Below are 12,840 nucleotides of genomic sequence, written 5' to 3' on the forward strand. Positions count from 1 at the left end.
ACGGCCCGGCTGGTAATAGCGGGCCGTTTTGCTTTTCCAGTGCCAGCACGGAGTAACCGCCATGGCCTTTACCATCGAAGTGGAAGAGTGGGTCGGTAGTGTCTGGCACCGCTTCATCACCCGTCGCGCCAGCCCGGATTTCCCGGAGGCACGGGTTGATCTGGAGAGCATGCAGCGCTCGCTGTCACTGATGTTTCGTGCCATGGGTGGGGCCAGCGGTGTCGGCGTCGAAGCCGCCAGCGCGCGCGATCTGGTGTTGCGCCGCAACCTGCTGCAACAGGTGGCTGGCACCTGCATGCAATTGCCGGTGGCCTGGTGCGACAGCAGTAATCTGCGGTTGCCACAGAGTCTTGCGGTCTACCCGGAGGTCTCGCTCAATCAGGATCTTTATCGCTGGCTGGCGCTGATCGCGGCACAGGCCGGCAAGATGCGCCATTGGGCGCGTGACAACCAGCGCTGGACACAAGCGCTGCTCGAACAGTTTCCGGCCATGCGCCCGCGTTATCAGCGCCTGGTCGAGGCGCATCTGCAGCTGCGCCCGGACCCGCGCCAGCTACCGAAGGCCGAAGCCGCGCTGGAGGCCGCGTTATGTCAGGCACTGCGTGAGCCCGGTAGCGTCAGCCAGTTCCCGCGCTGCGAGCGCGCGCCCTGGCCGCTGCCGCTGTGGCTGTATCCGGCCGACAATCTCGGCGAGCCCCAGGCGACCTATCGCGCCGAGGAGGGCGAAGGCAACCTGGAAACGCCACCTAGCGGAGAATCCCGGCAGCGCAAGCGTGCCCGGCGCGTCGACGACAGCTCCAGCAAAGGCGGGCTGCTGCTGTTCCGTCTGGAAAACCTGTTCAGCTGGTCCGAGCATGTCGAGCTGGACCGCTGCGATGACGACACCGAAGACCTCGATGCGGCCCGTGTAGCAGAAGATCTCGACGAGCTGGCGCTGTCGCGCCAGCGTATGCGCCAGGGCGGCGGGCTGAAGCTCGATCTCGACCTGCCAGCTGCCGACTTCGACGATGTGCCGCTGGGCGAAGGCATCAAGCTGCCCGAGTGGGACTATCGCAAGCAGTGTCTGCAGAAGGATTTCGTCAACCTGCAGCTGATGCTGCCGTGTGGCTCCGAGGCCAAGCCATTGCCGCTGCGCCTGTCGCCGCTGGCCCGGCGGCTGCGCCGGCAGTTCGAACATCTGCGCAACGACCGCCAGTGGCTGCGGCAGCAACCTCAGGGGTCGGAACTGGACATGCAGGCCTGGCTGGACTTCCACGTCGAGCGGCAAAACGGCCAGTGCGCCGAGCGCGGTCTGTTCATGGAACAGCGGCAGAACCGTCGCGACCTGGCGTGTCTGTTGCTGGCCGACCTGTCGATGTCCACCGACGCTCACCTGGACAATGAGCACCGGGTGATCGACGTGGTGATCGACAGCCTGTTGCTGTTTGGCGAGGCACTGTCGGCGGTGGGTGATCCGTTCGCGCTGTACGGCTTCTCCTCGCTGCGTCGCCAGCAGGTGCGCATGCAGGAGCTGAAGAGTTTCCGTCAGCCCTACGGTGATGAAACCCGTGGGCGCATCCAGGCGCTCAAGCCCGGTTACTACACCCGCATGGGCGCCGCCATCCGCCACGCCACCGAACTGCTTGGCAACTGCAAGCAGCGGCGCAAGCTGTTGTTGCTGGTCACCGACGGCAAACCGAACGACCTTGATCTCTACGAGGGCCGCTACGGCGTCGAAGATACCCGTCAGGCGGTGATGGAGGCTCGCAAGCAGGGCCTGCTGCCGTTCTGCATCACCATCGACCGCGAGGCCGGCGACTACCTGCCGTACATGTTCGGCGCCAACGGCTACACGCTGATCAAGGAACCGCAACAGCTGCCGTTCCGCCTGCCGCAGCTGTACAAGCAGCTGACCCAGCCGTAACGGCGCCCGATGTCTCAACGCATACCGTAGGGCGGGCTTCAGCCCGCCATTTTTGGACGGTACTGGGTTGCGATCTTGCGTGGTAATCGGTCAGGTGGGGGGCTTTTCGCTTCGGGGTTCTCTGGGACAGCTGGCTCGTTTCGGGTTTCTGGTGGGCTGAAGCCCACCCTACGGTCCCGGCGAGCAGATCGCGACGTGGTTGTCTCTTTAGGTTATGCCGCCATGTACCTCGCGTGCGGGGGGGCTACGGCTCATCGCGAACCCGTAGGGCGAGCTTCAGACATGTAGGGTGGATGTCGCTTTTCACATCCGCCGTGCACACCGTTCGGTGGGTCTATGAAGCGTGATCCACCCTACGGACTACGGCCTCGTCGGGAAGGCCGTTAAAACAGATAGCGTGGCAACCAGACGATCATCACCGCGCAGAAGACGGTGAGGCCGATGCAAAACCACAGGAAGCGCCGCTGCTGGCGTTCCGGAGCGCTGTCGGCGTGTTTCGGTAGCGGCATGCCGCAATTGCTGCACTCGGCTTGCTGCGGAGGGTTGGGTTGTTGGCAGTACAAGCACTTGGGCATGGCGGCGTCCTCTCTACGTCAGTTGCAGCTTGCCATGTCCGGTTGTTGATTGAAGTTGACCGCAATCAACCGCCGGAAAAAGCTGCGCCGCCGCATGTGGCGCCCCGTCTGACGGTTAGGCGGCAGCCCGCACGCGCCGCCTTTACTCGAACTGCTCGAGTCGCTGACGATCGAGGATGGCGATCTGCCGACCTTCCTGGGTGATGATGCTCTCGTCGATCAAGCGGCGGATGATCCGCGAAAAGGTTTCCGGCTGGATCGACAGGTGTCCGGCGACCAGCTGTTTGGCCATCGGCAGTTCGAAGCTGTTGCTGTCGTCCTTCACTCGCGCCAGTTGCGTCAACAGGTAACGCACCACGCGGTGAGTGGCGTTCTTCAGCGACAGCGTTTCGATCTCGTTGATGCGCTGGTGCAGGCGTACGCAAAGCTTGCCGAGCAAGGCGAAGGTCAGGCGCTGGTTGGCCTCCAGCAGGCGCATGTAAGCGGCGTTGGAGAAGCGGTAGACCTGCGACGGACAGACCGCCTGGGCCGAGGCAACATAGTTGGGCGTATCCATCAGCATCATGGCTTCGGCGAACGTCTGCCGATTGCCGATGACCTCGAAGACCTTCTCCTGGCCATCCGGTGTCAGCCGGTAGACCTTCACTGCGCCGGAGATGACGAAGTAGAAGTTGTGCGCCGGCTCGCCCTGGTGGAACAGGTTGTCGCCCTTGTCGAGGTTGAGCAATTGGCTGGCGTTGAGCAGTTCTTCCATCTGCTCTTCGTTGAGAGGTTCGAACAGGTGGTGGCTGCGGAGGATTTGGTGGTGTACTCGGTGAAGCACCATGCAAGGCGTCCTGTTTCAATTGAACAACAACAACAAACGTCAGCCTTCAGCCTAGCGCATGTGAGGTGCAATGACGCAGGCCAGACCTTGATGGTGGTCATGGTCTGGCCAAACAATTGCTCGCGCCGGGCGTCGATCAATGCAAGTGGGCAATGAATCCGTCACGCCAGACCGGCTCGGCGAACAGCTGCGGATAGCGCTCCAGAGTATCGAGGACGCGTTGTAGGCCGGACTCGCGCTGCTCGGGCTCGGACAGCGCCTCGGCGCCCTTGAGCAGATCGATCAGCAGACCGTGAAGTGCGTTGTCAGCCGCTTCCGGCAGCTCGCAGTTGGCGATCAGGTAGCTGGTTGCCGCTTCGATATCGCGTTGCAGCGAGGCCGCTGACTCGTCACTGACTGGCTGGCCGGGGTTGTCCGGCATGCTGCGCTGTACGGCTTCGTGTATGCGGGTCATGCCTTCGCGCAGCGCCACGTCGGTGCTCCAGCGCTCTCCATGCGTAGCCTTGGTGGCGACTACCGGTTGTGCGTGCTGGCTGTGGTCGTGCGCTGTGGCCGCTTGCGCCGTGTTGATCACCATGCTCAAGGCGAAATTGCTGGCCAGCGCGACGATCGAAACCATGGCTAAGCCCCAGGCGACAGGTTGCAGATACTGTTTCATGACTGAACCACCTCGATAGTTTGCGAACCCGCAGCCGGTGCTTCGGCGTTGCGGAACAGCACGTTGTTCTCCAGATGGATGTGCTGCATCAGGTCGTCGCGCATTTCCGCCAGCCCGCGATACAGCGCACGCCAGGTGTTGCAGGCATTGGCCGGCGGAGTGATGTCATTGGTCAGGGCTGCCAGCTGTGCCAGTGCGTTGCCGTGCTCCTCGTGCTCGTAGCGCATTACCGAGATCGGCCCTTGCGCCTGCGGGAAGCGCATGCCGCGCTGCAGCATCGGGAAGAGAATCTGCTCTTCCTTGAGCATGTGGCTTTCCAGTTCCTGCTGCATGTTCCACAGGTGTTCGGCGAGGCCGTTGGGGCATTCCGGGCGGCTGCCATGGACTTGTTCGACGCGGCTGGCCAGGCGAATCAGCTCGGGGAACTGGTCGCGATGACGCTCATGAAAACGCGCCAGGAGATAGTCGATCAGCTGGCCGGCCGGAACGGTGCGCCAGTCTGTTTGCGCGTCCTCTGGCTCCAGGGCGAGCAGGGCGCCGGCGATGATCTGCGGGTCGACATCTATTCGCGCGGCGGCATCGCGCAGTGGGACGTCGCCGCCGCAGCAGAAGTCGAGGCGAAACTGCCGAAAAATCCGTGTGGCACCCGGCACCGAACATGCGAGATTGCCGAGTGTCTGGTCGATGAGATCGATGGTCATAGCGGCCGTCCTGAATGGAATGACCAGTACATCGCAACAGCCGTGCCAGGCGCATAGCCCCGGAAAATGGCGACTACGACACGCAGCTGGTGGTTTTTACCCTTAGCGGTTATGGTTCCAAAAACCCTGAGGGTATAGATAACCATGATGGCCGACGCCCTGCTCGCCGATCTGACTACCGAACTGCCCAATGCCGTAAGGCTGCAGCGCTTGGTTCATACGCTGCACCAGCACTTCCATTGCGGCGCCGTCGTACTGCTGCGCCTCGACGAGGACAGTCTGCGTCCGCTGGCGGCGGTAGGGCTGGTGCAGGAGGCGCTCGGTCGGCGTTTCGTCATCGCCCAGCACCCTCGGCTGGCGGCAATTCTCTCGCAGCGCGAGCCGACCTGGTTCGAGCCCGACAGCCGCTTGCCAGACCCGTATGACGGCCTGCTCGACGAGCGCATCGGCGAACCGTTACCGGTGCACGACTGCATGGGTGTCAGCCTCTACGTCGAGGGCAAGCTCTGGGGCGCTTTGACGCTGGACGCGCTGCATGCCGGGACCTTCGATGACGATGCCCGGCGCGATCTGCAGCGCTACACCCTGGTGATCGAAGCCGCCGTGCGAGTTACCCGTCTGGAGCACGAGAATCGCGGCCTGCGCCTGGCGCGCAGCGACGTGATGGAGACCACCCTGGACCATGGCGACGGTGAAATTCTCGGTCAGAGTGATGTGATCCGCGAGTTGCTGCGTGAACTGCAGGTGGTCGCGGATTCCGAGCTGCCGGTGCTGCTGCTGGGCGAGACTGGCGTCGGCAAGGAGTTGTTTGCGCGCTGGCTGCATCGGCATTCGCGGCGCCGCAACAAGCCACTGGTGCATGTCAACTGCGCGGCATTGCCTGAATCCCTTGCTGAAAGCGAGCTGTTCGGCCATGTAAAAGGAGCCTTCTCCGGCGCCACTACCGATCGGCCCGGTCGTTTCGATGCCGCCAATGGCGGCACGCTACTGCTCGACGAAGTCGGTGAACTGCCGCTGACAGTGCAGGCCAAGCTGTTGCGCACGTTGCAGAACGGAGAAATCCAGCGGCTGGGTGCAGACAAGCCGCGACAGGTAGACGTGCGCATCATCGCCGCGACCAATCGCAATCTGCGCGAAAGCGTGCGCGACGGGCATTTTCGGGCCGATCTCTATCATCGCCTGTCGGTCTATCCGGCGCCGATTCCGCCATTGCGCGAGCGTGGCAACGACGTGCTGATCCTCGCCGGATACTTCCTCGAACTCAATCGCGCACGCCTGGGGCTGCGCAGCATGCGTCTGTCGCCGGCCGCGGAGCGTGCGCTGCTGGGCTATTCCTGGCCGGGCAACGTGCGCGAGCTGGAGCACGTCGTCAGTCGCGCGGCGTTACGGCTGCTCAGTCGTGGCGCGTCGCGCAGCGAAATCCTCACGCTGGAACCCGATTTGCTGGACCTGGACAGCCACACCGCCGGCTTGCACGTGCCACAGGTGGCCGAAGAGCCAGTAATCGCCGACGAGGTGCTGGCCCTGCGCCAAACCGTCGACGCTGCGCAGCGCCAGGCCATCGTCCGAGCCTTGGAGGCCAGCGGCGAGAACTGGGCGCAGGCTGCACGTCTGCTGGACGTCGATCCGAGCAACCTGCACAAACTGGCGCGGCGGCTGAAGCTCAAGTAGCGCCCGTCGGCCGGCGAGAGTCGCAGACGCCGCAGCATGGTCTAACCTCACATCACCATCCCGAGGAGAGCCCAATGGCCCTGGACCAGAACCAATTCGAAGCGCTGCTGAGCGAGGCGCAGACCTTTGCCGAGCGGGCCGCCAGCGAAAACAATCCGCTGCACTACCGTGACGCCTTCGCCGCGAGCCTCAAGGCCCTTCGCCTGCTGGGCGAGGAGTCCGGTGCGTGGCGGCAGATGGTCGCTCGTGCCACCGAGGAGTTCGAGGGCGACGAGGGCATCTGAGCCCATTGTCCCGTCAGCAACGACGCTGCTGGCGCGCACCTGGCTGCTGCGTTTCGTCGCAGCGGCGACGTCCGACCAAACTTGACCCCTATCAATGCTGGCCAATGGTCAGCTGCCTAGACTGCCGGCTGTTTTCCGTTCAGCCGAACGACCGCCGCGCCACTGGTGCGTGGCGCGCATGTACCCGAATGTCTAGGAGTTGTCATGCACCTGGTCTGCCCGGCAGGAAGCCTGCCCGCGCTCAAAGCCGCCGTCCAGCAGGGCGCCGATGCCATCTACGTCGGATTTCGCGACGACACCAACGCCCGCCATTTCGCCGGTCTCAATCTTGATGAAAAGCAGCTCGACAAGGGGCTGCAGCTGATCCGCGAGAAGGGCCGCCAGCTGTATATCGCGGTCAATACCTATGCCCAGCCCGATGGCTGGAACCGCTGGCAGCGCGCGGTCGATCAGGCCGCGGACATGGGCGTCGATGCCCTGATCGCGGCCGACCCCGGTGTGCTGGGTTACGCCAGCAAGCGCCATCCCAAGCTCAATCTGCACCTGTCGGTACAGGGCTCGGCGACCAATGCCGCGGCGCTGGCTTTCTATCAGGAGCGCTATGGCATCAACCGCGCGGTGCTGCCGCGGGTGCTGTCGCTCAAACAGGTCAAGCAGGTCGCGGCGAGCAGTCCGGTGCCGATCGAGGTATTCGCCTTCGGCAGCCTGTGCATCATGGCCGAAGGGCGCTGCCATCTATCGTCCTATCTGACCGGCGAATCGCCGAACCTCTGTGGTGTCTGCTCGCCAGCCAAGGCGGTGCGCTGGAGTGAGGAGCCGGAAGGGCTGACCTCGCGCCTGAACGATGTACTGATCGACCGCTACGCCGAAGGCGAGTCGGCCGGCTATCCGACACTGTGCAAAGGTCGCTTCATGGTCAATGGCCAGCGTTTCCATGCGCTGGAGGAGCCGACCAGTCTGAACACCCTGGATCTGATCCCCGAGCTCGCTGCCATCGGTGTCACCGCGATGAAGATCGAGGGCCGTCAGCGCAGCCCGGCCTACGTCGAGCAGGTCACCCGCGTCTGGCGTGCCGCACTGGACAGCTATCTCAAGGCGCCACAGCGCTATGCGGTCGAACCCGGCTGGCGACAGGTGCTAGACGGCCTTTCCGAAGGCTCGCAGACCACCCTGGGTGCCTATCACCGGGCCTGGCAATGAACGAGGAGTCACCCATGAAACTCTCTCTCGGCCCAGTGCTGTTCTACTGGGATCGCCAGCAGACGCTGGACTTCTACGCCAACATGGCCAGCCAGCCGCTGGACGTGATCTATCTCGGCGAAACCGTGTGCTCCAAGCGCCGCGCGCTGATGCTCGACGACTGGCTCGGCCTGGCCCGCGACCTGGCGGAAGCTTCGTCGGCGCAGCTGGTGCTGTCCGGCCTGACGCTGGTCGAGGCCGCCTCGGAGCTGTCCAGCCTGCGTCGCCTGTGCGACAACGGCGAGCTACTGGTGGAGGCCAACGACATGGGCGCGGTGCAGCTGATGTCCGAGCGCAAGCTGCCCTTCGTTGGTGGCCCTGCGCTGAACCTCTACAACGGCCATGCCCTGGCCGAGCTGGTGGCCAGCGGCATGACTCGCTGGGTGCCGCCAGTGGAAGCCTCCGGCGCGCTGATCAAGAGCGCCCGGGCGCAGATGCTGGAGCTGGACGTTCCATTACCGGAGATCGAGATATTCGCCTACGGCCATCTGCCGCTGGCCTATTCGGCGCGTTGCTTCACTGCCCGTGCCGAAAACCGCCCCAAGGATGATTGCCAGTTCTGCTGTCAGAACTACCCCGAGGGCATTCCGCTGCTGAGCCAGGAGGGCGAGGCGCTGTTTACCATCAACGGCATCCAGACCATGTCCGCGGCGGTCAGCAACCTGCTGGCCGACTATGCAGGCCTGGTCGACAGCGGTGCCGATCTGCTGCGCCTGAGCCCTCGCGCTGCTGGCATGGAAGAGGTGATTGACGCCTTCGATGCGGTGCGCAAAGGCGCATTGCCGCCGCTGGCGGTGGATGGCTGCAATGGTTATTGGCATGGCCAGCCTGGCATGCTGCGTGCCGAGGAGGCCGGATTATGCTGAGCCCGCGTGCCCATCTGGTGAATCTCGGCGGGCGGCTGTTGCCACTCGCGGCCAAGACGCCATTCCTGCTGCAGCGCCTGGCGCTGGAGCGCAGCCTCAATCAGGTGTTCGCCGAGGCGCTGAGCGACGGTGCCTTCGAGGTGCTCGACGGCCATTGGATGCGGCTCGAGGTCGCCGACCTCGGTCTCGCCTGGTGCCTGACCTGCGAGCGCGAGCAGCTGCGCATTGCCGCTCAGGCGCCGGTTGAAGTAACCATTCGCGGCAACTGGCGCGAATTCCTGCTGCTTGCCAGCCGTCAGGAAGACCCCGATACGCTGTTCTTTCGCCGCCGCCTGGTCATCGAGGGCGACACCGAACTGGGCTTGTCGATCAAAAACCTGATCGACAGCCTCGACCCGGATACCCTGCCGAGCTGGCTATGGAAACTGCTGCAGGGTGCCGGCGAGGAAGTCGCCGCGGCTGGCCGAGCCCAGACGGCCAGAGCCTGACAGAGCGGTTTACCGCTGCGGATGGAGCGCCTGTCGTGGCTGACGCGGTGGGTTGCAGCCCACCATGAAAGCTCGCTCCTACCTTCTCGGTGGGCTTCAGCCCACCTTGGAAGCCGCGCATCTGCCTTCGCGCTAGATTAAGGGCATCGAGCCGTCGTCGAATCCCGGTTATGTCAATTCGCGTGCAGCTGCATGCGGTCGCTGGCGATGATGTCTCGCATGTCCTCGAACAACGCGGTGATTTCGTCCTCGCTGCAATCTTCCCGATAACGTTTGCGCAGGCCGTAGCTGCTGAGGGTGATATGCACGTCTGGGGTGACGCCATGTTGCGCCAGGCAGGCGCGGGCGCAGTGCATTGGGCAGCCATCGATGGCCAGGATCGGGCGGCCGGAATTGGCCTTCTTTACCAGCGCAGCGACCCGTCCGCCGACACCGGCGATACAGGACATTTCCGCGAGCCCGGCGCGGTCGAGGCGAACCGCCAGGGTGTTGGCCAGCTGAGCGACATTCGAACAGCCGGAACAGGAATAGACCAAGGGCAGGGGCGTGGTGGTGATCACAGCGTTCTCCTGGCAGTGGCACGATGCGGGCCATTAACGGCACGCCGGTAAGTGGCTTCGACAGCCATCAGGCGCTGCGGGAAGATCTGCCGCCGCTCACTCGTCATAGGCGGCCAGCTTGCGGTTGTCGAGAATCTCGATGCGCCGTCGCTGGACGGAAATGGTTCCGGCATCGATCAGCCGATGCAGGATGCGCGAGAAGGTTTCCGGCTGGATGCCGAGCTTCGATGCGATCAGCCGCTTGGGTACGTCGAGCATCACCACGCCGCTGTCATCCTGTTGCGATTGCGCGAGGAAGCGCACCACTCGGTGGCTGGCGTTGGCCAGGGTGAGCGTGTCGATCTCGGTCATGCGCTGGTGCAGGCGGATGCTCAGGGTGGCCAGGATGTCCAGGCAGATGTCCGGGTGCTGCTCGAGAATGCGCCGGTAATGCGGGCCGTTCAGGCTCGCCACCAGGCTGGCCTTGAGTGCTGTCGCGCTGACCGGGTAGCTGGGTGTGCCCTTGAACAGCAGGGCTTCGGCAAAGGATTCTCCGGCACGCATTACCTCCACCAGCTTCTCCTGCCCATCGCAGACGACGCGGTGCAGCTTGATCTGTCCGCTGAACAGGAAATAGAAGCGATCGGCCTTGTCGCCCTGATGAAACAGCGCCGCCCCGGCCGGCAGGCGCTTCAGGTTGGCTGAGGTACACACCTCCTGTAGCGCGGCCTCAGGCAGTCGGCTGAACAGATGGTGGCGGCGCAGCTCGGCCACCAGGGTTTTTTCGGTGAGCATGTGTCCTCCCCCGGACTGGCCCGGGTTTTATCAGCCTTCATCCTAGGAGGCAGGCGTCTGGCGCTTCCTTGATCGCAGACAAGTCTGCCCGTCATGGCGTGCGGAGGCCGTTTGGCAGTCACTCGGGGATGCTTGACGCTGGTCAATTTGGTAACCGCGTTACGCCTCTAAAGTCACACCATATTGTGTCTATAAGACAAAAACACACTACATATGGTTATGGAGGCGTTGATGCCCAGGCAGGCAGAAGTGGCAAAACCGGTTTCGCTGCGCAAGCGTGACGGACGGCTGGCAGCATTCGAAGTGGACAAGATTGCGCGTGCAATCGCGACCGCCGGCGCGGCGACTGGCGAGTTCGAGGCTCCGGTGGCACAGGCGCTGGCCGAGGCCGTTCGCATGCAGTTGGCCCATCGCACGGCGGTTGAAGTAGAGCAGGTGCAGGATGGGGTCGAGCGCGCGCTGATGGCTGCCGGCTACTTCGATACCGCCCGCGCCTATATCGTCTACCGCGAACGTCATGCGCGCCTGCGCCGCGACCGCAAGGCGGTGGTCGATGTGGCTGCCTCGATGAACGAATACCTCTCGCGAGAGGACTGGCGAGTACGGGCCAATGCCAATCAGGGTTACTCGCTCGGCGGACTGATCCTCAATGTGTCCGGCAAGGTCACCGCCAACTACTGGCTGGACGAGGTCTACAGCCCGGCAATCGGCACGGCCCACCGCGAAGGCGATCTGCATATTCACGACCTGGACATGCTCGCCGGCTATTGTGCCGGCTGGTCATTGCGCACGCTGCTCAACGAGGGCTTCAACGGTATTCCTGGACGCGTCGAGTCCGGCCCGCCCAAGCATCTCTCCAGCGCGCTGGGGCAGATGGTCAACTTCCTCGGCACGCTGCAGAACGAGTGGGCCGGCGCCCAGGCGTTCAGTAGCTTCGATACCTACCTCGCGCCGTTCGTGCGCAAGGACAATCTCGGTTACCGCGAGATCCGTCAGGCGATCCAGGAATTCATCTACAACCTCAACGTGCCGTCTCGCTGGGGTACGCAGACGCCGTTCACCAACCTGACCTTCGACTGGGTCTGCCCCGAGGACCTGCGCGAGCAGATCCCCTATATCGGTGGTGAGGAGATGCCTTTCGCCTACGGCGATCTGCAGGCCGAGATGGAGCTGATCAACCGCGCCTATATAGAAGTAATGCAGGCTGGCGACGGCCTTGGCCGGGTGTTCACCTTTCCAATACCTACCTACAACATCACCCACGACTTTCCCTGGGACAGCGAGAACGCTGACCGCCTGTTCGAGATGACCGCACGCTACGGGTTGCCGTACTTCCAGAACTTCCTCAACTCGGACATGCAGCCCAACCAGGTGCGCTCAATGTGCTGCCGCCTGCAGCTGGACGTCCGCGAGCTGCTCAAGCGCGGCGGCGGGCTGTTCGGCTCAGCCGAGCAGACCGGCTCGCTCGGGGTGGTGACGGTCAACTGTGCGCGGCTGGGCTATCTCTATCGCGGCGACAAGGCGGCTCTGCTGGAACAGCTGGATGCGCTGCTGGACATGGCGCGGCAGAGCCTTGAGGTCAAGCGCAAGGTCATTCAGAACCACATGGATGCCGGCCTCTACCCATACACCAAGCGTTACCTCGGCACCCTGCGCAATCACTTCTCCACCATCGGTGTGAACGGCCTTCACGAGATGGTGCGCAACTTCACCGACGACGCCGAGGGGCTGCAAACTGCGCCCGGCCGAGCGTTGGCGATCGAGGTGCTCGACCATGTGCGGGCGCGACTGGTGCAGTTTCAGGAAGATACCGGGCACCTCTACAACCTCGAGGCGACGCCGGCCGAAGGCACCACCTATCGTTTCGCCAAGGAAGACCGCAAGCGCTTCCCCGACATTCTCCAGGCCGGCTCCGTGGAGGCGCCGTACTACACCAACTCCTCGCAGCTGCCGGTGGGTTACACCGATGACCCGTTCGAGGCCCTGGAGCTGCAGGACGAACTGCAGTGCAAATACACCGGCGGCACCGTGCTGCACCTCTATATGGCCGAGCAGATTTCCTCCGCCGAGGCCTGCAAGAAGCTGGTGCGCAACGCCCTGTCGCGCTACCGGCTGCCTTACCTGACGGTAACGCCGACCTTCTCGATCTGCCCGGTGCACGGTTATCTGGCCGGCGAGCACGAGTTCTGTCCGAAGTGTGATGAGGCACTGCTGCACAAGCGGCAGGCTGCCGCGGTCGTAGCCGTCTGATCTGCGATCCCATGTCACGCCGCCCCGTCAGGTGCGGCGCCGCAT

The 12,840-nt window shown here is 63.6% G+C and carries 13 protein-coding genes; 7 read left to right on the forward strand and 6 right to left on the reverse strand.

Translation table 11 applies throughout. From position 1 onward, the window contains the following. Window positions 1–61 precede the first annotated feature (61 nt). Entirely contained in the window at window positions 62–1,903 is a 1,842-nt protein-coding gene (locus SM130_RS03770; protein ID WP_102824481.1) for a nitric oxide reductase activation protein NorD, read from the forward strand. Between the two features lie 383 nt (window positions 1,904–2,286). On the opposite strand, the gene SM130_RS03775 is transcribed toward SM130_RS03770, so the two are convergent. The 4 genes from SM130_RS03775 to ytfE all read right to left on the reverse strand — a co-directional run bounded on the left by SM130_RS03775 (window position 2,287) and on the right by ytfE (window position 4,663). Then, window positions 2,287–2,478 carry a DnrP protein gene (locus SM130_RS03775; protein ID WP_102824482.1) on the reverse strand — a complete coding sequence of 64 codons (192 nt, stop codon included), beginning with the start codon at window positions 2,476–2,478 and terminating at the stop codon, window positions 2,287–2,289. 142 nt (window positions 2,479–2,620) lie between these two features. Continuing rightward, a complete protein-coding gene (locus SM130_RS03780; RefSeq protein WP_102824483.1) occupies window positions 2,621–3,304 on the reverse strand; it encodes a Crp/Fnr family transcriptional regulator in 684 nt (227 codons plus the stop codon). Window positions 3,305–3,440: 136 nt separating this feature from the next. Next, a complete protein-coding gene (locus tag SM130_RS03785; protein ID WP_102824484.1) occupies window positions 3,441–3,962 on the reverse strand; it encodes a DnrO protein in 522 nt (173 codons plus the stop codon). After that, window positions 3,959–4,663: an iron-sulfur cluster repair protein YtfE gene (gene ytfE, locus SM130_RS03790; RefSeq protein ID WP_102824485.1), complete on the reverse strand. Its 705-nt coding sequence runs from the start codon at window positions 4,661–4,663 to the stop codon at window positions 3,959–3,961. Before ytfE ends, SM130_RS03785 begins: the two co-directional genes overlap by 4 nt. A gap of 144 nt (window positions 4,664–4,807) precedes the next feature. Here ytfE and norR point away from each other — a divergent pair, with 144 nt between their 5' ends. The 5 genes from norR (at window position 4,808) to ubiT (ending at window position 9,211) form a co-directional block, all read left to right on the forward strand. After that, a complete protein-coding gene (norR, locus tag SM130_RS03795) occupies window positions 4,808–6,334 on the forward strand; it encodes a nitric oxide reductase transcriptional regulator NorR (protein WP_102824486.1) in 1,527 nt (508 codons plus the stop codon). Window positions 6,335–6,408: 74 nt separating this feature from the next. Next, on the forward strand, window positions 6,409–6,618 hold the full coding sequence (locus SM130_RS03800) for a hypothetical protein (RefSeq protein ID WP_102824487.1): 210 nt from the start codon (window positions 6,409–6,411) through the stop codon (window positions 6,616–6,618). 204 nt (window positions 6,619–6,822) lie between these two features. Next, the gene (gene ubiU, locus SM130_RS03805) at window positions 6,823–7,818 is read left to right on the forward strand and encodes a ubiquinone anaerobic biosynthesis protein UbiU (protein WP_102824488.1); all 996 of its coding nucleotides are present in this window, start codon (window positions 6,823–6,825) and stop codon (window positions 7,816–7,818) included. Between the two features lie 14 nt (window positions 7,819–7,832). Beyond that, window positions 7,833–8,723 (forward strand): U32 family peptidase, encoded by an 891-nt coding sequence (locus SM130_RS03810; protein ID WP_102824489.1) that lies wholly within the window; start codon window positions 7,833–7,835, stop codon window positions 8,721–8,723. Next, complete coding sequence (ubiT, locus tag SM130_RS03815; RefSeq protein ID WP_102824490.1) at window positions 8,717–9,211, forward strand: ubiquinone anaerobic biosynthesis accessory factor UbiT; 495 nt, start codon at window positions 8,717–8,719, stop codon at window positions 9,209–9,211. The genes SM130_RS03810 and ubiT overlap by 7 nt, the downstream gene beginning before the upstream one ends. Before the next feature lie 173 nt (window positions 9,212–9,384). On the opposite strand, the gene SM130_RS03820 is transcribed toward ubiT, so the two are convergent. Continuing rightward, window positions 9,385–9,768, reverse strand: coding sequence for a putative zinc-binding protein (locus SM130_RS03820; protein WP_102824641.1), 384 nt, complete (start codon window positions 9,766–9,768; stop codon window positions 9,385–9,387). A 99-nt stretch (window positions 9,769–9,867) separates the two neighbouring features. Further along, window positions 9,868–10,545: a Crp/Fnr family transcriptional regulator gene (locus SM130_RS03825; RefSeq protein WP_102824491.1), complete on the reverse strand. Its 678-nt coding sequence runs from the start codon at window positions 10,543–10,545 to the stop codon at window positions 9,868–9,870. A 231-nt stretch (window positions 10,546–10,776) separates the two neighbouring features. Here SM130_RS03825 and SM130_RS03830 point away from each other — a divergent pair, with 231 nt between their 5' ends. After that, complete coding sequence (locus SM130_RS03830) at window positions 10,777–12,795, forward strand: ribonucleoside triphosphate reductase (RefSeq protein ID WP_102824492.1); 2,019 nt, start codon at window positions 10,777–10,779, stop codon at window positions 12,793–12,795. Window positions 12,796–12,840: the final 45 nt, after the last annotated feature.

The sequence above is a fragment of the Stutzerimonas stutzeri genome, from assembly GCF_038561965.1.
Classification (GTDB): Bacteria; Pseudomonadota; Gammaproteobacteria; order Pseudomonadales; family Pseudomonadaceae; genus Stutzerimonas; species Stutzerimonas stutzeri_AA.